The organism is Photobacterium kagoshimensis, from assembly GCF_050337045.1.
Taxonomy (GTDB): Bacteria; Pseudomonadota; Gammaproteobacteria; order Enterobacterales; family Vibrionaceae; genus Photobacterium; species Photobacterium kagoshimensis.
The window spans coordinates 218,469-238,602 of sequence record NZ_JAKJSO010000010.1 but is presented as its reverse complement, the minus strand read 5'-3'; the positions used below and the strand labels follow the sequence as shown (position 1 = coordinate 238,602).

15 protein-coding genes are annotated in these 20,134 nt (G+C 44.3%); 7 read left to right on the top strand and 8 right to left on the bottom strand.

What is annotated here, in order from left to right:
• Positions 1-122: 122 nt before the first annotated feature.
• Positions 123-1,466, bottom strand: coding sequence for a winged helix-turn-helix domain-containing protein (locus L4C35_RS06730; protein WP_428462155.1), 1,344 nt, complete (start codon positions 1,464-1,466; stop codon positions 123-125).
• A gap of 471 nt (positions 1,467-1,937) precedes the next feature.
• Between L4C35_RS06730 and L4C35_RS06725 the strand changes: the two genes are divergently transcribed.
• Positions 1,938-3,119, top strand: coding sequence for an autotransporter domain-containing protein (locus tag L4C35_RS06725; RefSeq protein ID WP_428462154.1), 1,182 nt, complete (start codon positions 1,938-1,940; stop codon positions 3,117-3,119).
• Positions 3,120-3,244: 125 nt separating this feature from the next.
• Here the strand turns inward: L4C35_RS06725 and L4C35_RS06720 are convergent, their stop codons facing one another.
• Positions 3,245-4,699, bottom strand: a complete 1,455-nt coding sequence (locus tag L4C35_RS06720) for an HD domain-containing phosphohydrolase (RefSeq protein ID WP_428462153.1) — start codon at positions 4,697-4,699, stop codon at positions 3,245-3,247.
• Positions 4,700-5,022: 323 nt separating this feature from the next.
• On the opposite strand from L4C35_RS06720, the gene L4C35_RS06715 reads away from it, so the two are divergent.
• Positions 5,023-5,298, top strand: coding sequence for a hypothetical protein (locus L4C35_RS06715; protein ID WP_428462152.1), 276 nt, complete (start codon positions 5,023-5,025; stop codon positions 5,296-5,298).
• Between the two features lie 143 nt (positions 5,299-5,441).
• Here the strand turns inward: L4C35_RS06715 and L4C35_RS06710 are convergent, their stop codons facing one another.
• From L4C35_RS06710 to L4C35_RS06685, 6 genes are all read right to left on the bottom strand, one after another.
• Complete coding sequence (locus L4C35_RS06710; protein ID WP_428462151.1) at positions 5,442-8,594, bottom strand: cadherin repeat domain-containing protein; 3,153 nt, start codon at positions 8,592-8,594, stop codon at positions 5,442-5,444.
• A 248-nt stretch (positions 8,595-8,842) separates the two neighbouring features.
• A complete protein-coding gene (locus L4C35_RS06705; protein WP_428462150.1) occupies positions 8,843-9,760 on the bottom strand; it encodes a hydroxymethylglutaryl-CoA lyase in 918 nt (305 codons plus the stop codon).
• Positions 9,753-10,601 (bottom strand): enoyl-CoA hydratase-related protein, encoded by an 849-nt coding sequence (locus L4C35_RS06700; protein ID WP_428462340.1) that lies wholly within the window; start codon positions 10,599-10,601, stop codon positions 9,753-9,755. Before L4C35_RS06700 ends, L4C35_RS06705 begins: the two co-directional genes overlap by 8 nt.
• Before the next feature lie 18 nt (positions 10,602-10,619).
• Complete coding sequence (locus L4C35_RS06695; RefSeq protein WP_428462149.1) at positions 10,620-12,230, bottom strand: carboxyl transferase domain-containing protein; 1,611 nt, start codon at positions 12,228-12,230, stop codon at positions 10,620-10,622.
• 10 nt (positions 12,231-12,240) lie between these two features.
• Positions 12,241-13,410: an isovaleryl-CoA dehydrogenase gene (locus L4C35_RS06690; protein ID WP_428462148.1), complete on the bottom strand. Its 1,170-nt coding sequence runs from the start codon at positions 13,408-13,410 to the stop codon at positions 12,241-12,243.
• A gap of 59 nt (positions 13,411-13,469) precedes the next feature.
• Entirely contained in the window at positions 13,470-13,844 is a 375-nt protein-coding gene (locus tag L4C35_RS06685) for a MerR family transcriptional regulator (protein ID WP_428462147.1), read from the bottom strand.
• A gap of 197 nt (positions 13,845-14,041) precedes the next feature.
• On the opposite strand from L4C35_RS06685, the gene L4C35_RS06680 reads away from it, so the two are divergent.
• The 5 genes from L4C35_RS06680 to L4C35_RS06660 are packed head-to-tail and all read left to right on the top strand — an operon-like array spanning position 14,042 to position 20,084.
• Positions 14,042-15,325 carry a thiolase family protein gene (locus L4C35_RS06680; RefSeq protein ID WP_428462146.1) on the top strand — a complete coding sequence of 428 codons (1,284 nt, stop codon included), beginning with the start codon at positions 14,042-14,044 and terminating at the stop codon, positions 15,323-15,325.
• Between the two features lie 2 nt (positions 15,326-15,327).
• Complete coding sequence (locus tag L4C35_RS06675; RefSeq protein WP_428462145.1) at positions 15,328-16,821, top strand: CoA-acylating methylmalonate-semialdehyde dehydrogenase; 1,494 nt, start codon at positions 15,328-15,330, stop codon at positions 16,819-16,821.
• A 48-nt stretch (positions 16,822-16,869) separates the two neighbouring features.
• Positions 16,870-18,024 carry an acyl-CoA dehydrogenase family protein gene (locus tag L4C35_RS06670; protein ID WP_428462144.1) on the top strand — a complete coding sequence of 385 codons (1,155 nt, stop codon included), beginning with the start codon at positions 16,870-16,872 and terminating at the stop codon, positions 18,022-18,024.
• Between the two features lie 50 nt (positions 18,025-18,074).
• Positions 18,075-18,878, top strand: coding sequence for an enoyl-CoA hydratase (locus tag L4C35_RS06665; protein WP_428462143.1), 804 nt, complete (start codon positions 18,075-18,077; stop codon positions 18,876-18,878).
• A gap of 48 nt (positions 18,879-18,926) precedes the next feature.
• On the top strand, positions 18,927-20,084 hold the full coding sequence (locus L4C35_RS06660; protein ID WP_428462142.1) for an enoyl-CoA hydratase/isomerase family protein: 1,158 nt from the start codon (positions 18,927-18,929) through the stop codon (positions 20,082-20,084).
• Positions 20,085-20,134 lie beyond the last annotated feature (50 nt).

The window sequence follows — 20,134 nt, the reverse complement described above, 5'->3', positions numbered from 1 at the left end:
AGGAAGCCAATGGTTGCCTCCTTTTTAAATGGCTGTTGGTAGGTATTGTTAATAACAAATACCATCATATTAAATTTTTACATCACCATAGATTAAATCGTACGGGTGGTAAGGGTATGCCATTATCCTTGCGTATTAGCGGGCGTATTAGCGGGCGTATTATGACAGACACCAAGGTTTAGATAATCTTTACAGGCATCAAGTTCAGCCAATGCTGAAAATTCTGAGTTCATGATCTGATCTTTATTGAACCAGAAAAAACCATCGACGTCGGAATACCATAAGATAAGCCCATTTTGACGAAACAAAATATAAGCCAGTGTCGTAGAGCTTTTGCTATAGTCATGATTAATACGCCTTTCTAGGTTTCCCGCAGGCCCATCACTTAACTTTTCCAGTTCATCTTTAGGTAACAGGGCATGAGAGCAGTTTGTGTGGACAACGGCCTTTGCGATGAAAGGAGCTCTGTTGGTGGCAGATAATGATATCTCGCCACCACTAAATGCTAATGGTATAAAACGATTTTTATGGTTAAATTTCCGATAGAATACCGCTGTATAGTTCCAGTTATATGAACCTGTTTTTTGAAGATAAAATTGGCTTAAGTTCGGAATAAACTTACCATTATCAATATAAAGGTTGTACGATTTAGCGGCGTGTTGAATATTCTTTTCATCATGTAATAAAGGGATGGCTAGATTTGACTTGCTATTTTTTGCCAGTTTATTCCAAAAAACATTGATGTCTTTATGGCTAAAAGCGATGGCTTGTACTGATGATGCAATACACTCACCATCAGCATTTTTATCACAGTATGCGACCGAATAACTATCATCCATTTTTGCAATAAAAAATAATCGCTGACCTAATGTTGTGGGTGTTAGGTATGTGTTGCTGTTCTTTTCTAAAAAATTCAGTTTATCTTGTGATTTCGTCAGATAAACAATGCTGCTGTTTTTTTTACTATGGCTTACCTGATAAAAATAATCGGTTTCGGATGTGTTCTCCAAGTTAAAGTATACGAGGAGTGCCGTCATGAGTGTTAGCAAGCCCAGTATGGTGCTTATAACTTGTTTCCGCTTGTTGCTTGAATGAGCTAAAGGAGGGGGATTTTCATTTAACTTAGCAGTAGTCGTGACGGTCTTTGTCGCTTTTATCTGGTAGCCAACGCTAGATACGTGCTCAATGAATTCACCTTTTTCTGTCTCTCTTAATTTAATGCGCAAATTGCGAATGGTTTGAAACAGAGAAGTACGCGCAACGGATTTGTGTGGCCACCCAGCTTGCAGTAACTCTTCGAAAGACACCACACGATATGCATTTGTGATTAAACAGTGCAATAGTTCTCGTTCAGCACGATTTAGGCTCACTTCTTGCCTTGATGTAGAGAGAGTGCGTGTTGAGCAAACATATATAAACTCAGCACCTACTTGGTAATTATCGTTATTAAGTTCTTTATCAAGCATGTAACTCACATTCTTATATTATATGATTTGATGGCGAATTAACCACTAAGTCTATTGAGCTTGTGAATGTTAAGTGGTTTATTTGCAAGCTTTGTGAATATGATACCACATCAAACCTGGTTGTGGGTAATGCTATCATTAATGAGTCAAAAAGTTGTCATCTTCTGTTTTGTGAATCCTCAAAAGTATTTGAAACGATTTGATTCTTTAATTCAGTAGCTTGCTCGCCTATGTCGCCAAAGCGAGACGGCTATTTGGTTAGGATCTTGATGTTGGTAGGCGAGTTTGAAGAGCGGCGACTATGCTTAGTATGTTACTTTTGCAATCAATATTTTCACAGGAAGGTGGAATTTAAGATGTAACCAATTTGTTTGTTCACATTTTAAGTTGTTGAAGTGGCGTCGATAAATAAGCACCAAAGAGTGCAAGAAAATTCAGCATAAGTTGGAGTGTTTTTTTAGGGGCGCGATTATGATCTTTCACAGTGTATACCTGCGTATACCATTTGCATGGTGCTTTACCATTTATGCAATGGGTGCCGTGGCAGAAGACGATATCAGTCTGTCTGAAAATGTCTATAAGGCGATATCTTCTGGTTTTAAAGATGCTGTCGCAGACTTTCGGCATGATGAATATTTAACGCGAGCTCAACAAACAGCGCCTTCTGTCTATAACCGAGCGGCTAACATCAATAATTCATACGCTTCCAGTGAGGCTCTTTCGGCTTTTTCTTCGACTTATCAATCCACAAACTTATCAAAAGCCGTGTTATACAGTGATGGTGGTTATGGGCGCAAAGAGCAATCTCGGCTTGATGCTTATGTTCGTATTGATCAAGATGTGCGCCCGAGTCAATCCACTGCGAATGTCCAATTTGAAGATGGATATACGGTAACGTTAGGTGGTGATTACCTACTGAATGAGCACTATTTATTTGGTGTTGCACTTGGATTACCTTACTACCAAGGTGGAACAAATCAAAATGACATTGAAATAGATGCATTAGTCGCGTCGGGGTATTTCAGCTATTTCCAAGACGACTGGTACGTTGATTTTAGTGCGAGTTATGCGGTAGTCGATACAGATATTGAGCGCCGTGTATCGATATTAGACAGCAGTGCTTTTTCTCAGCAAGAAAGAGCCGACTCTGATGTCTGGGTGTTTTCATTAGGCGCGGGTTATTTAATCAGTCACCAGTATTGGGATATTGCACTTGAAAGTTCACTGCAGCATATCCTCTCAGATACGGATCGTTATACCGAGCGCCCTTCTCGTGGTAACTCTAATTACCTTCTTTCTACAGTTGAAGATGTGAACGCATTAGGTTCTAGCATGCTTATATCTGGTGCGAGCTTTACTTATCCATTCCGAACTAGCCTTGGTTTATTTCAGCCCTATGTGCGTGGCTATGTGCACTACGATTTTGATAATGGTGGCCAAAAAATTATAAGCCAACTTCAGACCGAGCAGTACGGTTCTTCGTTACCGATAGTGATTAAATCAGATGATCAAATATTTGGTCGTGTACATGTCGGTATGGCTGGGCGTTTTAGCAACGATTGGTATGGATATGTAGAGGCAAGCTCATTGGTTGGTTTAGATGAACTTGATGCACAACGTTTTACGCTTGGCATTCGCTTTCAGCTTAAATAGCTTGATGCTTTTATCATCTCCAAAAGGAGGGGCTATTTACCTTGTGATTAGTGGTGTTGATGACAGTAACAACAAAAAAAGGCCTGGTTTCAAACAGGCCTTATAATAGCAAAGCCATTATCGGACTAAGCTGCAATTAATACATTATCTTGGTTATTGTAGGCAATCTTAATGAATTCATTTTCGCACTCTAAAAAGGCCTCGATGATCTGAGGGTCAAAGTGTATTCCTTTGCCTTGCAATATGATGGATTTTGCCTTTTCATGGCTAAAAGCGGGCTTGTATACGCGCTGTGAGATCAAAGCATCGTAAACATCTGCTAAGGCCATTAATCGCCCTGACAAAGGGATTTCCTCTGCTATTAGGCCATGTGGGTAGCCACTTCCATCCCACTTTTCATGATGGGTTAGGGCAATTTCTCGCGCTAAACTCAAGAAGCTCGAACTTCCCATGTTCTTTTCAGCTGTTGCGAGTGATTCGGCACCGATTTGAGCATGTGTTTTCATGATCTCAAACTCTTTGTCCGTTAGCTTTCCAGGTTTAAGTAAAATGGCGTCAGGGATACCCACTTTACCAATATCGTGCAGTGGGGCTGATTTATAGAGCAAGTCAATCCATTCATCGGTTAAGTTAGCGCGAAAATTGCTATGGTATTTAAGCTGGTTAGCTAAAGCGCGAACATACTCTTGTGTGCGTAAAATGTGTGCACCTGTTTCATTGTCTCTGGACTCCGCTAAGGCAGATAGACCAACAATCGCGACATCACGAGTGAGATTTATTTCATCGTAACTTTTTTCTAATCGGCTTAGCATCTCATTGGTATAGTGCGCGATTTTCCCCATTTCACCATGCTGAACAACGGGAACTCTAACCGCCAAGTTTCCCTTTGCCGCTTCTTGTAATACTTGTTGTTGATTGACAAGTAACAAACGCAGCAATTTCAACCATAGGTACATAATGGATGCCGTATAGCCGACTAGCACAATCGCGACGTAAGTAAATTCTTTAATGATACTGATGATAGCAACGCGAGGGCCTGTAATCGCGACATTATCAACTAACCAACGTACATCTTTAAGCATCAGTAAGCTTAGTACTACGGTAAGTAAAGTCACGACAAAGAGTACTGTTGCCGCCATTTTAAAGGCGAGCGAATGGCGATAACTTTGACTGCCCTCAAGTTGCTTAATATCAATCTTTTTTGGGTAGTGGAGGATTTGTCCATATAAAGAAAGATCTAAGCTGATCAATACGCCAAGGCTCGCAATGCCGAAGAGGACTTTTAGAGCGCTTTCAACGGGGAAATCATGGAAGAGGCTATACCATAAAGATAATCCAATCGCTCCAGTGGAAAAAATGATCATATTTCGAGTAACGCAAAGAAGGCTGTCGTCACTTTTAAGCCATATTGACCGTAGTAAAAACATCAAAGTGAAAGTGATGAAGGCATAGAGTCCAGTTTGCCAGCCTGCAAGCGAGTCGAGAAATGGACAAACACGTTCACCATATAAAGTAAAAATACCAGCTGCAAAAATGTAATGGATCGCTGCACGTTTTGTGAGTTGTTGTTCTGTAGTCATTATTGGTTATTATTAGTACGAAAGCGCAATAGTTTAACAAGGTGTTAAAACTGCATTATTCATTAAATTCTCAGTAATATCATTACAATAGAAATAATCATTGGCGCAATAGGTTAATCAAGGCTACATGTTACGGTTTTCTTACTGTATTAGCGACTTTTTGCTGTGTTAGTTTGGTTGATTTGTACAAAATATGTATCACATTATTACTCGAACGTTGCTGGCTTCAACTACACTTACCCGTAACAAAAAAGCATACACTTATGTCTATGTTTTTATGGTTGGCATTTGTACTAGTAAGTTTATTTACCGCTGAGGTTAATATGGATAGTTCAGATCATGATGGAATTAAGCGTGATATATCGGTAAAGGTTACTGATATCTTTGACAGTTTTGAGGAGGAAAATAACCGTCTTCCAACTATGGAGGAGTTCAGGACTATTTTCTCCAGCCATGCCGAGCAGTACATAGGTCCAATGGATGAATTAGCGGTAGAGGGCATCCATCAAACATTAGATAAACACCAACACCGAGAGCAAAAACTATGGCGAGCTGCCACTGAACTTGAGTCAGAACAGCGTTGCCTACGTTCTGATTAACGGTATAGGATAATATAGCGACATCTTGGCGCTTGGCGCTTGGCGGTATCCCAGTTACCGCCTTTTTTGAGCGTGCTAGATATGAAAAAACCGAGTAGCAATATGCATGCTCGGTTTTTCATATTATGGATTCACTGTTAAGTCTAGATGCTAAATCTCAGGTTAACAGTATTCCATTCATAGACTTTACGCATTTTACTTTGAGCATCTGCATGGATGGACTCTAGGTACCCTTTTTTATCTTCATCTAGTTTATAGTATTGAACATATGACCCACCTGTTGGTGTATCTATAAACTCGCGTTTACCTGCGCGGTAAATAACCAGCGGATCGACGAGTTCCCACTCTCCAGGCGTTAGGTGATGGCTATCCAGTAGAGTAAATTTAGTAAAATAGTTAGCGCGTTCACCTTCTGTTTTACAGTCATTTTGTCCATCTGTATTAAAATTGATAGCCATATTTGGCATTAATGAACTGCTATCATTGTAAGCTGACTCACAACCATCATAACGGTTAATTACAACACGAACAGCCGTCCTTGCTTTGATGTCATCGTTACCCACTGGTTTGACTCTCAGAGATGCAAAAAAACCATTGCCGTAAGTTGCTACGTCAGTCTGCGTTGGTAAGTAATGTTTGTCATAACCTTTTAAGTACAACGAACTTCGCAATAGCCCGCTATAGCGAGGACTATTTAGTCCACTTTCAATCACTAGCGACGGGCTACTACTAGAAAGTGTGAGTGTGTAATCTTTATCTGAGTCGTTAGGTTGCGGTGGATAAATGTGAATAACACCTTGATCCGCTTGTTTAGACCCACTTATTGCAGCTTGATATTTTTCGCTTTCACTTTCTGTGACTGCAAAGCTAATAGAAAATGGATAATCTTGAATGTCAGAAATAGTGCCTAAACGGGTGTTGAAGTTATAACTATAACGCGAGCCCGGTGATCCTGATGGGATAAAGGTTCTTGCACCGTACTGCTGAGACGTTACTTTTACCGATTTCTTTTGCTCTAATGGGGTGTAATACACATCAAGATTTTCCACCTTAATACCAGGGTGCGCTTCTTTTAGCACTTTAAGGTAGCTTTGCCCACGTACAGCTTGGTAGTTACGAGATGTACCATTATAAGAGATGAGTACAGTGCCAGGTGATTTTAACTCGATGTGACCATTTGAATTATTAGCCACTTCAGCAATTGAAGTATTATCTACAGTGAAGTTAAGATCCCATAATTTACGTGAAATTTTAGGTTGAAGGAATTTATCTCCACCAAGAGCGATCTCATTTGGATACTCAACAACTAAATCAGCTTTAGCTTGATGAACAATAGCAGTAAATGTTGTTTTAGACTCCATGAAGCTTTCATTGCCACTGTCGATAACTTCAATGGTTGTATTGCCCGCATTGTTAACTGTCATCAGGCCTGAGGTACTGTCAATGCTGACCACATCAGTCGGGCTACCGCTTTTTATACGGTAGCTAATTGTGCCTTTTTTACCTTCAACTTTAGGCGCCCCAATAGTTTTTGTATCAATTTGATAGGTTGCTGATACTGAACGTGCCGCAAGCGTTAAGCGGTTATCTGCTGGCGTGATATTTATCTCAACAGTTTTCTTGTCTGATTCTTTATATTGGTCATCTTGTGGCCAGTATAATTCAAGAGTTGCTGAACCCGCTTTGTTAATGTTTAGTGTTTTATTCGTCTGGTTTAATGAAACAGCGCCATCGGAATTAGCTTTAACACTAACAACTGGTGGTGTTTGTACCGTTGCACTATTTTCTGAGTAATCGTACAGTTCTGTAAACTTAATCGAGCTTGCAGAATATTTCTGATTTACGGGTTTAACTGTAAAAGCATTGCGGTTTGCACGTTCAACATGGACAGTTAATGTTGTTGTTGCTGTGTTGTATAGCTCTGATATATCAGTAACTCCAACTGTAGTAATACCGGCTTTCAAGGTTGTAAGCTTATTACCATCTACACGTAAGATACTGGTATCTGAAGGTTTAAGCTGTAATGTACCTTTTTGGCCTGGAATTGTAACAGTATGCTCAGAGCTTGAGTAAGTATAGTTAGTCTCTAGAGTTGCCAAAGGTGGATGATCTGCTTTCACTACCTCAAAGGTGACGAGATCAGATGCATCGACATAGTTGTCACTCTTGTCTGTTACTTTTATTTCAACTGTACCCAATCCGGTTGTTAGGAAAGAGCCATTAGTGTTGCTGAAGTTTCTGATGTTATTACCAGATACAAGCTCATAGCTTAACTTACCAGTTTGATTTGCCAGATGTAGTTTGGGTTGCTGGATAAGTGTCGAGTAAGGAAGATCCTGTGCTATTGCTGCGTTAAAAGCAGCAGGACGATCGCCTTTTACAATATCGACATAAAAACCATCATGGATTGCTGCTTGGTTTGAATGGATAGATTTATAAGTAACGTCAACATAAGTTCTTCCCACTTTTAGAGCTTGGATAGTACCAGATGCCTGATCGATGCTAATTATTTCAGGATCATTTGCCTGGAATGTGTAAGTGGCTTCACTACTTAACGTTTGATGAAGTGGTTTTGCACCAAACTTCATTTCTATATCGGAGAAGTTGTTAGTAATAGCTTTTTTAATATCAATCTTAAATGGGATTTTGTAGCCAGCGTAGTTTTGGTTACCGGCATCAACAATAAATCCAGTAGCAACGCCAGGGTTTTTAGGCGTGATTGCAAATCTATAACCACCAACATATTGAAGATCAACCAGTGTACTGGACCCAGAATCAAGCTCTACGCTTAAGTTTCCGCGAGCATTATCAACGGTAAAATATCGGGATCTATCTTTTTGATCTAGGACGACTTCTTTTAATAATGGGGTAGGTGCTTGTGCCTTTTTTACTTTTACAGTAAAGGTTGAGCTAGAAGTTTGAAAGTCATCACTTGTGTCAGTCACTTTATAGGTGATCTCACCAGCATTCAATATGGTTAACGTATTCGATAAAGGGTCAAGTTTAGCAACATTGGTATAGTTAGTGCTGACTTGTTCATAGGTTAAGTTACCCATTTGGTTTTTGATCGCAAGGATAACTTCTTTGCCGTGGCCGTAGGTCACTTCAACATCTGTAACCCCTAACTGCATACGTGGTTGCTTGGATGGTTTTGTATCAGGTGCAGGGAGTGGATTAGTTGGTTTTAGCGGGTCTGGTGCAACTGATGGTGACGATGATTCACCATCACCTCCGCCACCACATCCAGTAAGTAATAGACTTGTTGATATTAATATTGCAAGCGTTTTGTATTTCATATAATAATTTTATGTTGTGGGAACGTTGTGTATTTAGAATTGGATATAACATTTGAACAGTGTTCTTATAGGGGCAAATGTATTACAAAATGTAAGTATTCTCAATGGGTATATCGATTTTATTGCTATTTATTTATAGATAAATAGCAATATTAATAGGTGCATTATATATGGTTGTTTATGTATTTATAAATTTAAGGGCTCTTTATGATTTTTATTTCATTTTATTTGGTGAGGTTGTTTGGGTATTATTGAGTTGTATTTATTCTGTTTTTTAATAACGCTAAGGAGGTATTTGAACGAGGGGAGAGCTTCAGTTCTCTGCAAATGTCCCAACCAGCTTGTGCAACCATTTTTAAATCGATCCCCGTTTCAATGCTTAATCCTTCACATAAATACAGAACATCTTCTGTCGCTACATTGCCACTCGCGCCGGGGGCATAAGGGCAACCACCTAATCCTGCTACGCTTGAATCCACAGTGTTGATCCCCATCCTAAGTGCTTGATGAACATTAACTAATGCTTGTCCCCATGTGTTATGAAAGTGCACTGCGACTTGATGGCGAGGGATAACATTGAGTACGGCTTCTAGCATGCGTCCTATTCTGACTGGCGTGCCTGTGCCGATCGTGTCACCCAGTGAAATTTGGTAACAGCCTAAATCGAGAAGCGCTTTTGCTATATGAGCGACTTGCTGTGGCAAGGTTGCGCCGTCATAAGGGCAATCGACCACACAAGAAAGGTAACCGCGCACTTTAATACCATCCAGTTTTGCTTGCTCGATAACAGGGATAAAACGTTCTAGGCTTTCTGATATGGAACAATGGATATTGGGTTGGCAAAAGCCTTCAGAAGCTGAGGTGAAAATAGCCACCTGATCTGCTTGAACAGCCATCGCGTTGTTATAGCCTTGAATATTCGGTGTGAGAGCCGAGTAGGTGACATCTATCTTACGTTCGATATGTTGGAAAACCTGTTGTGAGTCAGCCATTTGTGGGACTCGCCTTGGTGAAACAAATGCTCCAGCTTCAATATGTGTTAGCCCTGTTTGTGATAGTGCATTAATAAGCGCAATTTTAGCTTGGGGGCTGACAAGAGATTCATTTTGTAAGCCATCTCGAGCACCCATTTCAGCAATATACACACGACTGGGGTAATCACTCATTGTGCTTATCCTCATATTTTTGGTTTGGCTTTGGTTGCCAATTTGGCGGGCGTTTTTCGAAAAAAGCGTTGATCCCTTCTTGGCCTTCAGGTGAGACTCGTAGGGTCGCAATCATCTCACTGGTGGTTTGACGGAGGTGATTGTCGATGGGTTCGGCATCGCATAGTTGGCACAGTGATTTTGCCGCAGTGAGGGCAATAGGTGCATTGGCGAGAATAGCAGTGAGCCACTGCTGTTTTGCTTGGGTTAAATCGGTTGTTATTACATGGATTAACCCTATATCCAGCGCTGTTTGGCTCTCTATTCTTTCGGCGGTTAACATGTATCGGCGTGCTTGACGTATGCCTATTGTTCTTATGACATAAGGCCCTATGGTGGCGGGTATTAAACCTAGTTTCACTTCGCTTAAACAAAACTGTGTATGAGGTGTAGCAATCGCTATATCACAACAGCAAATTAGTCCTAATGCGCCACCAAAGGCACAGCCTTGTATCAAACACAGCGTGGGGTGTGGGAAAGTATCTAAGCTATGCATCAGTTGGGCGAGTAGCTCTGCATCATCTTGATTTTCTTCGGGGGTTTTATCTGCCATCGAGCGCATCCAATTCAGATCTGCCCCTGCAGAGAAGTGTTTGCCGCTGGCTTGAAGCACTAGCGCGCGAAGATTGGGGGAGTTGTTGAGTAAAGTCAGCTTTTCAATCAATTCGGCAATAATCGTGCTATCAAAGGCATTGTGTTTCTCAGCCCGATTCAGCGTTAAGTAGGCAACCCCTGTTTCTTCAATGTCTAGTACGACTGACTGTGATTGAAACTGTAGCGGGCCTTCTGATGTGTGATTCATGCTCATATTCACGCCTCTTTACATGCGGAAAATACCAAATTGACTATCAGGGATAGGCGCGTTAGCCACCGTATTTAAGGCCTGTCTAAGAACATTACGGGTTTGTTTCGGATCGATAATACCGTCATCCCATAACCGTGCACTGGCATAATAGGGGTGACTCTCTTGCTCGTATTGATCAAGGATTGGCTGCTTGAAAGCTGCTTCTTGTTCATCGCTCCATGCTTCACCTGTTCGCTGTTTTATATCGCGTGTCACTTGTGCCATTACGCCTGCAGCCTGTTCTCCCCCCATCACGGAAATACGGGCGTTAGGCCACATCCACATCATGGTCGGGTTATAAGCCCGACCACACATACCGTAGTTTCCTGCCCCGTAAGAGCCACCGACAATGACAGTGAACTTGGGAACATCAGCACACGCGACAGCCATCACCATTTTGGCACCATCTTTGGCGATCCCTTTTGCTTCAGCGCGGCTCCCCACCATAAACCCAGTGATGTTTTGTAGAAAAACGAGGGGTATTTTTCGCTTGGTGCAGAGTTCGATAAAGTGAGTGCCTTTTTGAGCCGATTCAGAGAATAAAATGCCATTGTTGGCGACGATGCCAATAGGGTGGCCATGAAGAGTCGCAAATCCACAAATAAGGGTGTTGCCATATAGCGCTTTAAATTCATCAAATTCAGAACCATCAACAATACGCGCAATCACCTCGCGAATGTCAAAAGGCTTGCGTAAATCAGTGCTGGTAATGCCATAGAGCTGATCAATATCGTATTTGGGTGGGGAAACTGTGCCAGCGGAACCTATTGTTATCGCTGGGGGGGAATTGCTGTTGCGAATGGCTTGGCGTGCCAAGCGTAAGGCATCGTGTTCATCATTGGCATAGTAATCAGCAACGCCTGATTTCATGCAGTGAACCTCTGCGCCACCAAGGGCTTCCGCTGTGGTGACTTCACCTGTTGCCGCTTTGACTAGCGGTGGGCCTGCGAGAAATATAGTGCCCTGTTGTTTGACGATAATAGCAACATCAGCCATGGCGGGAATGTATGCGCCACCTGCGGTACATAGACCATGAACGACGGCTATTTGAGGAAGCCCCTTGGCTGACATTCGCGCTTGGTTATAAAATATTCGACCAAAATGGTCTCGGTCAGGAAAGACTTCCGCTTGATGGGGAAGATTTGCTCCCCCCGAATCAACCAGATAAATGCAGGGGAGCTGGCAGCGTTCAGCAATTTCTTGGGCGCGAAGGTGTTTTTTGACAGTGAGAGGGTAATAGGTGCCGCCTTTTACTGATGAGTCGTTGGCAATAACCATACAGGTAACACCTTCAACGGTGCCAATCCCCGCTACAACACCTGCGCAAGGGATGCATTCATCGTACACTCGCCATGCGGCAAATTGGCCAATTTCTAGAAACTCACTATCTTGATCTAATAACGTTTTTACCCGCTCTCTGACCGGTAACTTTCCTTTGCTTATTTGTCGCTGTTGCGCTTTATCACCACCGCCTTTTTCGATATTACGTAGATTAGCGTTAAGGTTATCCATCATGATATTCATCACTTTGTCATTGGTGATGTAAACGGCATCATCGGGATCGACTTTCGTCTTGATTTGAGTCATACGGGGATCCTTATCGAGACTCATCAAACAATTCGCGGCCAATCAGCATGCGGCGAATTTCAGAAGTGCCAGCGCCTATTTCATAGAGCTTGGCATCGCGAAGTAACCGACCGGCGGGAAATTCGTTGATGTAACCATTCCCCCCGAGTAATTGAATAGCATCAAGGGCGATTTGAGTGGCAAGTTCGGCGCTGTATAAAATAACGCCCGCGGCATCTTTACGGGTGGTTTCGCCACGATCACAGGCAGCGGCGACGGTATAAACATAGCTTCGAGCGGCATTCATGCGGGTGTACATATCAGCGACTTTGGCTTGTACCAACTGGAACTCGCCAATGGCACGGCCAAACTGTTTTCGGTCGTGAACATAAGGGATGACTAAGTCGAGGCAAGCCCGCATGATTCCCAATGGCCCCGCAGCTAGAACAACACGCTCGTAATCGAGCCCACTCATTAAGATGTTCACGCCTTGGTTGACTTCACCTAACACATTAGCGGCAGGAACGCGGCAATGATCGAATACTAACTCACAGGTATTTGAACCGCGCATTCCGAGCTTATCGAGCTTCTGGGCATGACTAAAACCCTCAAACTCCCGCTCAATAATAAAAGCAGTAATACCGTGTGCGCCAGCGGTCGGTTCGGTTTTGGCATACACCACCAGCACATCAGCATCTGGACCATTGGTGATCCACATTTTACTGCCAGTGAGTATGTAGTCTTTACCTTGCTGCTCGGCTTTTAATTGCATGCTAACAACATCAGACCCTGCATTAGCTTCACTCATGGCGAGCGCGCCAACATGTTCACCCGATACTAATTTGGGTAGTAAGCGTGCACGTTGTTCATTGTTACCGTTACGAAAAATCTGATTCACACAAAGGTTCGAGTGGGCGCCATAACTTAGCCCAACAGAAGCGGATGCGCGGCTAATTTCTTCCATGGCAATAACGTGGGCAACATAGCCCATGTTAGCGCCACCATATTGCTCATCAACGGTGACGCCGAGTAGTCCCATTTCACCAAGTTGTAGCCAAAGCTGATTGGGGAACTGATTGTCACGGTCAATATCGGCCGCCAGAGGTGCAATGGTATCGGTGGCAAATCCAGCGACATGCCCACGTAGCATGTCGTTGGTTTCCCCAAGGCCAAAGTTGAGTGGGTTGAAAGCATCTATCATGGTGTTCCCTCTTGGTCCGGTGCAGTTCATGCTGTCGTGAGGAATGTCATAGAATATCGCTAACGGTTATTTTGATTTATGGCATGTAAGCAGCGTTGCCGAGCCGCGGTGAGCTCACTCATCACCACATTGATATCATTGAGTTGTTGCTGCAAAAGCGCTTGTTTTTCGTCAATAATGGCTAACATCTGATTAAGCTGTGTATCGCTTTGATCGGTGTCGTAGAGCTCAAATAATTCCCGAATTTCGGCCAGTGAAAACCCCAGTCGCTTGCCGCGAAGGATGAGTTTTAAGCGAATTTTGTCGCGTCGTTGATAGATACGTGTGGTGCCATTACGTGTCGGAGCCAGCAGGCCAACATCTTCATAAAAACGAATGCTGCGCGTTGTAATATCGAACTCTTTTGCCAGTTCGCTGATTTTGAATGTTTCCACAGTAGCACTCCTGTATTCCATCGCTTAGAAGGCTTGCACTTAGCATATGCCTTGGCGAAAACACGTCTAAACAGACTCGATGGCACTCTCTTTCGTGAACCTGTGTGGTTGCAAATGTTTGTAATTTGTTTCTTTACGTTAACGTAAATGTTAGTGCTATGCTTACGTAAACGTCAAGAAATCGAAAGGACGATGTCATGACGAAACCTATTTCTATCATCGCGGCTAAACGCACCCCGATGGGGAGCTTTCAAGGGGCACTAAGTGCATTGTCTGCCTCTGAATTGGGCGGCTGGGCAATAGCGGCTGCGGTTGAGCAGGCCCTCGCTGATAAGTCACTAGCAAGTGCTAGGGGTGATGCTCCTGTTAATGACATACCTAATGATCAGCAAGATGACGAGCTATCTATTGATGAAGTGCTGATGGGCTGCGTATTGACCGCTGGGTGTGGGCAAGCCCCTGCTCGTCAGGCGGCATTAAATGCCGGTCTTTCAAATGCGATACCCGCGACTACGATTAATAAAGTGTGCGGCTCTGGCATGAAAACAGTCATGCTGGCGTTCGATCAGATCTTGTTAGGCAATTGCCACTGTATTGTCGCTGGGGGAATGGAAAGCATGACCAATGCGCCATACCTGCTACAAAATGCCCGTAAAGGTTTTAGGCTTGGTCATCAAACGAGCCTCGACCATCTTTTTTTCGATGGATTACAAGATGCGTTCGAAGGACATTTGATGGGCGTTTATGGGCAGCAGACCGCGGATGATTATGGCTTTACCCGCCAGCAAATGGATGAGTGGGCAATACGTTCAGCTAAGCGCGCGCTTGTGGCTCAAGGTAATGGCATGTTCATGGATGAAATTGTCCCAATCGTCATGCCCGATGCGCACCAGCCTCACATAGTCGCGGACGATGAACACCCAAGTGAAATCAAATTCGACAAAATCGCGCAACTCAAGCCAGTGTTTGCCAAGCAAGGCACACTGACGGCGGCTAATTCCAGCGCGATATCAGATGGCGCAGCCGCCTTGATCTTAATGGATACAGAGACCGCGCATCAGCAGCACTACCATGAGCTTGCTCTTATGCACGGCCATGCGAGCCATGCCCGATCGCCAAATGAATTTACGATAGCGCCTGCTTTTGCCTGTCAGCAGTTATTGGAAAAGCTGGGGTGGTCGGTTGATCAAATCGATCGCTGGGAGATCAATGAAGCGTTTGCTGTGGTGACTCAAATTGCAATCGACAAGCTTAGGATCAGTGCCGATAAAGTGAATGTGAATGGCGGCGCTTGCGCGTTAGGACACCCAATTGGCGCGAGTGGTGCACGTATTCTTGTATCGTTAATTTATGCGTTAAAACAATACCAACAGACCTTAATCAACCAAGGTGAAAACCGTGCGGTTTATGGCATAGCTTCATTGTGTATTGGCGGTGGTGAAGCAACGGCGATCGCAATTGAGGTTCCAGCGAGGAAATAACTATGGTTCAGTTAGTCCCCCTTTATATTGAAGGCGAATTTCATCAATCTGAATCCAAACAATGGATTGATGTCACCAACCCTGCGACCAATGACGTTATCGCTCAACTCCCTTGTGCTACCGAAGCTGAAATTGATCGCGCAATAGCCCATGCTCAAGCTGCATTTCTTGAGTGGAAAGAAGTTGCGACGCCTGAACGGGCGCGATTAATGCTCAATTATCAACATTTACTCAAAACTCATCATGATGAGCTTGCGAATTTGCTTTCATTTGAAACGGGAAAAACCACGGTAGATGCGAAAGGGGATGTGTGGCGCGGGATAGAGGTCGTCGAGCAAGCCGCCAATGTTGCAAGTCTCATGATGGGCGAAACGGTAGAGAATGTTGCTACGGATATCGACAGTTATTCACTCATCCAACCGTTAGGGGTGTGCAGTGGTATTACGCCTTTTAATTTTCCAGCCATGATCCCATTGTGGATGTTTCCAATGGCGATCGCGTGCGGTAATACCTTTGTGTTGAAGCCGTCGGAACAAGTGCCGCTCACAGCGATGCGATTAGCTGAACTTTTTGAGCAAGCGGGGGCGCCTAAAGGTGTGCTGCAAGTTGTTCATGGTCAAAAAGATCAAGTTGATCAGCTGCTCGCCCATCCTGATATTAAAACTGTGTCTTTTGTTGGATCAGTGCCTGTGGCGCAATATATCTACCAAACGGCTACGACCTACTTTAAGCGGGTACAAGCGTTTGCTGGGGCTAAAAATCACATGGTTGTGATGCCTGATGCCAATAAAGAACAAGTCATTAATAACTTGGTTGGGGCATCGGTCGGGGCGGCAGGGCAGCGTTGTATGGCGATTTCTGTCGCTGTGTTTGTTGGTGAGGCCAATAGTTGGTTACCGGATCTAAAAGCGGCGATGGCAAAAGTCACCCCTGGCGTATGGGATGATGAATCCGCCGCCTATGGGCCTTTGATCAGTGAGGCTGCAAAGTTGCGCGTTGTTAACCTTATCGAGCAAGGCAAGCAGCAGGGAGCGATTTGTGAACTTGATGGGCGTGATTATAGCGTCGACGGGTTTGAACAAGGAAATTGGCTCGCACCGACCCTATTTAGTGGTGTAACGACGGACATGGCGATTTATCAGCAAGAAATTTTTGGCCCTGTTTTATTGTGCATGACTGTTGATAGCTTGGAAGACGCCATAGCCTTAGTGAACGCAAACCCTTACGGCAATGGTACGTCAATCTTTACTGCCTGTGGCGCGGCGGCACGTAAATACCAGCACCATATTCAAGTGGGACAAGTGGGAATCAATGTGCCTATTCCTGTGCCACTGCCTTTCTTTTCATTCACGGGTTGGCGTGGCAGTTTCTACGGTGATTTGCATGCTTATGGTAAGCAAGCTGTACGCTTTTATACCGAAACCAAAACGGTTACCGCCCGCTGGTTTGATGATGATATTCCAGCAGCGTTGAACATGACGATTCAGTTGCGATAGAGCGCGTTGCCGTTACTCGATCTACGTCAGATGAAGTGAGGAGTTACCATGAACTTTGATCTTTCCGATGACCAAGGTGCGTTCGCTGAAACCGCGCAACAGTTTTCGAATCAAGAGTTGTTGCCCATGGCGGCGGAATGGGATCAGCACAGTATTTTCCCCAAAAATGTCCTGAAAGCCGCGGGTGACATGGGGTTTATGAGCCTCTATACGCCAGAAATAAGCGGTGGTATGGGCTTAAATCGACTTGATGCCTCTATTATTTTTGAGCAGCTTGCGATGGGGTGTACTTCTACCACGGCCTTTATGACGATCCATAATATGGTGACATGGATGATCGCGAGTTTTGGTACCGAGGAGGCGAAATCTCAGTATTGCCCACAGCTAGTCACGGGTGAACACCTTGGCTCGTATTGCTTAACCGAAGCGAACGCTGGCTCAGATGCAGCGGCATTAGCGACTAGCGCCACTAAGCAAGGTGATGGTTATGTGCTAAATGGCGCGAAAGCCTTTATTTCAGGTGCGGGTGATACTGATGTATTGGTGGTGATGGCACGAACAGGGGAAGCAGGAGCGAAAGGCATTTCAGCTTTTGTGGTGGATGCGCATGCCGATGGGATCAGCTATGGCAGAAAAGAGCCCAAGATGGGCTGGCATAGTCAGCCGACACGCTCGGTTACTTTCGATAAGGTAAAAGTGCCAGCCTCTGCCTTATTAGGTAAAGAAGGTGAGGGGTTTACCTTTGCAATGAAAGGGCTTGATGGCGGACGGATCAATATCGCGTCATGCTCGATTGGGACTGCTCAGCAGGCCTTGAATCAGGCGAAGCAATACATGAGTGAGCGAAAGCAATTTGGTCGTTCGTTATCTCAATTTCAAGGGCTGCAATTCAAATTAGCCGATATGGCAACCGAGTTGGTTGCGGCCAGACAGTTGGTGCGTTACGCGGCTTTTAAATTGGATCAAGCCGATCCAGAAGCAACCGCTTATTGCGCCATGGCAAAACGCTATGCGACCGATGTGGGTTTTAAGGTATGCGATCAAGCCTTACAGATCTTTGGTGGTTATGGCTATATTCAAGAATACCCGCTTGAACGTTATTGCCGCGATGTTCGCGTGCATCAGATCTTAGAAGGTACCAATGAAATCATGCGCTTGATCATCGCTCGCAGGGTGTTAAGTGAAGGTGTTGACTTGCTTTAGTCGGATCCAGAACTAAGCATTAAGAGTCAGGGGCAGCGGAGGGGATAATAATGAAACCCGAATCTCAATCACAGCAAAACAGTCGTGTGATAAAGGTTGAACAGCATGGGCATGTTGCTCTACTAACAATGAATAATCCGCCAGCCAATACTTGGGCGGTTGATAGCTTGGCTCAACTCAAGCAGATCATTGAATCGCTCAATGCGGATAAAAATATCTATGCCTGTGTGATCACAGGTGAAGGCGACAAGTTTTTTTCAGCGGGGGCAGACTTAAAACTGTTTGCTGACGGTGATAAAGCGATAGCGCTTGATATGGCAAGGTTGTTTGGCGAAGCATTTGAAACACTCTCGGCATTTCGAGGGGTCTCTATTGCCGCCATTAATGGTTACGCGATGGGCGGTGGTTTAGAAGTGGCACTTGCGTGTGATATTCGCATTGCTGAGAAGCAAGCGGTAATGGCATTACCCGAAGCCAAGGTTGGACTATTACCTTGCGCGGGGGGGACGCAAAATCTGACATGGCTGGTGGGTGAGGGCTGGGCGAAGCGTATTATTTTGTGCGGTGAGCAGATAAGTGCCGAGCAAGCATTAACCATTAAACTGGTCGAAGAGGTGGTTGAAACTGGCGAAAGTGTGGCGGTGGCATTAGCACTGGCAAACTCGGTGGGGAATCAGTCGCCATCATCGGTAACAGCTTGTAAGACATTGATTCAAAATTGCCGATCACAATCACATCACCATGGATTAATGAAAGAGCGTGAGTTGTTTGTACGCTTATTTGATACCGAAGATCAGCAAGAAGGTGTTCAAGCCTTTTTAGAAAAACGCTCGCCGCAATGGAAGAATCAATAACGGATAACGAGAACACTATCAAGTATCAGATAAACGTGAGGGATAGCGATGACGGGCACAGTTAACTTTCAACTGCTTGTATCGAGAAGTGGTCATCTGATTGGGGTGGCAGAGCTCGATAATCAAGCATCGTTAAATGCATTAAGCTTTGAAATGATCAACTTACTTTATCAGCAACTGTTGCAATGGCAACGCGATGACATGGTTAGCTGCGTAGTACTGTGTGGGGCAGGCGAAAAGGCATTTTGCGCGGGGGGCGATGTAAGAGCGATGTATCATGCAATGTCTGAAGATGAAATGTCGGAAGATAACCCGAACTGTCAGGCGTCCGAGTTCCTGACGCGCTACTTCACGTTAGAGTACCAGTGCGATTATCTGATCCACACCTATAGTAAGCCTATTATTGCTTGGGGTGACGGTATTGTCATGGGCGGTGGGATAGGCCTGTATGTGGGCGCGAGTCACCGTGTACTCACTGAGCGATCTAAACTCGCGATGCCTGAAATCACAATCGGCTTATACCCAGATGTTGGGGGAACTTGGTTTTTAAATCAATTACCGCAGGGGATCGGGCTTTTCCTAGGGCTGACAGGCGCGGTGATAAATGCACCTGACGCGCTGGCACTCAATATTGCTGAACATATTATTCCCGCTGATCATAAAGATCAGTTGTTGGACGAGCTGGTTCAACTTCCTTGGCAAGCCAGTGATAATCCTTACTTGCTGGTGGATCAAGCGTTGGTGAATTTGAGTGTGGCTGCGCAAACAGATCTCGTACTTCCAGCTAAGCAATTAGCGCCTTATTTCGATCAGATCCAAACCGCTTGTATGGGTAATGATCTTAATCAGATCACAAGCAATATTCATGCATTAATCGCTAACGATAAATGGATGGAAAAGGCTAAAGCGACCATGGCCGCTGGCAGTCCTATATCGGCACATATCTGTTTTCGCCAAGTCACCCTATATTCCGATCTTGATCTCGCAGATTGCTTTCAGTTGGAGCTGAGCTTATCGGTTCGTTGTGGCGAATTGGGGGAATTTCAAGAAGGTGTCCGTGCACGCTTAATCGACAAAACAGGCGATCCTAAATGGTTATTTCCTACGGTAGAGCAAGTGGATAGCAGTATTATCGACACGCTATTTACGTCGTTATGGCCAGAAGAGAGTCATCCATTAGCTGGCTTAACTGGCAATGGCTTTTGACTGAGTAAAAGGAAATGGATTACCCCAAATAGCCCACGTATGTATTAGCG

Excerpts from the sequence above, each read along its gene's own strand:
- L4C35_RS06730 (WP_428462155.1), bottom strand. The coding sequence starts at position 1,466 with ATGCTTGATAAAGAACTTAATAACGATAATTACCAAGTAGGTGCTGAG.
- L4C35_RS06725 (WP_428462154.1), top strand. The coding sequence starts at position 1,938 with ATGATCTTTCACAGTGTATACCTGCGTATACCATTTGCATGGTGCTTT.
- L4C35_RS06720 (WP_428462153.1), bottom strand. The coding sequence starts at position 4,699 with ATGACTACAGAACAACAACTCACAAAACGTGCAGCGATCCATTACATT.
- L4C35_RS06715 (WP_428462152.1), top strand. The coding sequence starts at position 5,023 with ATGGATAGTTCAGATCATGATGGAATTAAGCGTGATATATCGGTAAAG.
- L4C35_RS06710 (WP_428462151.1), bottom strand. The coding sequence starts at position 8,594 with ATGAAATACAAAACGCTTGCAATATTAATATCAACAAGTCTATTACTT.
- L4C35_RS06705 (WP_428462150.1), bottom strand. The coding sequence starts at position 9,760 with ATGAGTGATTACCCCAGTCGTGTGTATATTGCTGAAATGGGTGCTCGA.
- L4C35_RS06700 (WP_428462340.1), bottom strand. The coding sequence starts at position 10,601 with ATGAATCACACATCAGAAGGCCCGCTACAGTTTCAATCACAGTCAGTC.
- L4C35_RS06695 (WP_428462149.1), bottom strand. The coding sequence starts at position 12,230 with ATGACTCAAATCAAGACGAAAGTCGATCCCGATGATGCCGTTTACATC.
- L4C35_RS06690 (WP_428462148.1), bottom strand. The coding sequence starts at position 13,410 with ATGATAGATGCTTTCAACCCACTCAACTTTGGCCTTGGGGAAACCAAC.
- L4C35_RS06680 (WP_428462146.1), top strand. The coding sequence starts at position 14,042 with ATGACGAAACCTATTTCTATCATCGCGGCTAAACGCACCCCGATGGGG.
- L4C35_RS06675 (WP_428462145.1), top strand. The coding sequence starts at position 15,328 with ATGGTTCAGTTAGTCCCCCTTTATATTGAAGGCGAATTTCATCAATCT.
- L4C35_RS06670 (WP_428462144.1), top strand. The coding sequence starts at position 16,870 with ATGAACTTTGATCTTTCCGATGACCAAGGTGCGTTCGCTGAAACCGCG.
- L4C35_RS06665 (WP_428462143.1), top strand. The coding sequence starts at position 18,075 with ATGAAACCCGAATCTCAATCACAGCAAAACAGTCGTGTGATAAAGGTT.
- L4C35_RS06660 (WP_428462142.1), top strand. The coding sequence starts at position 18,927 with ATGACGGGCACAGTTAACTTTCAACTGCTTGTATCGAGAAGTGGTCAT.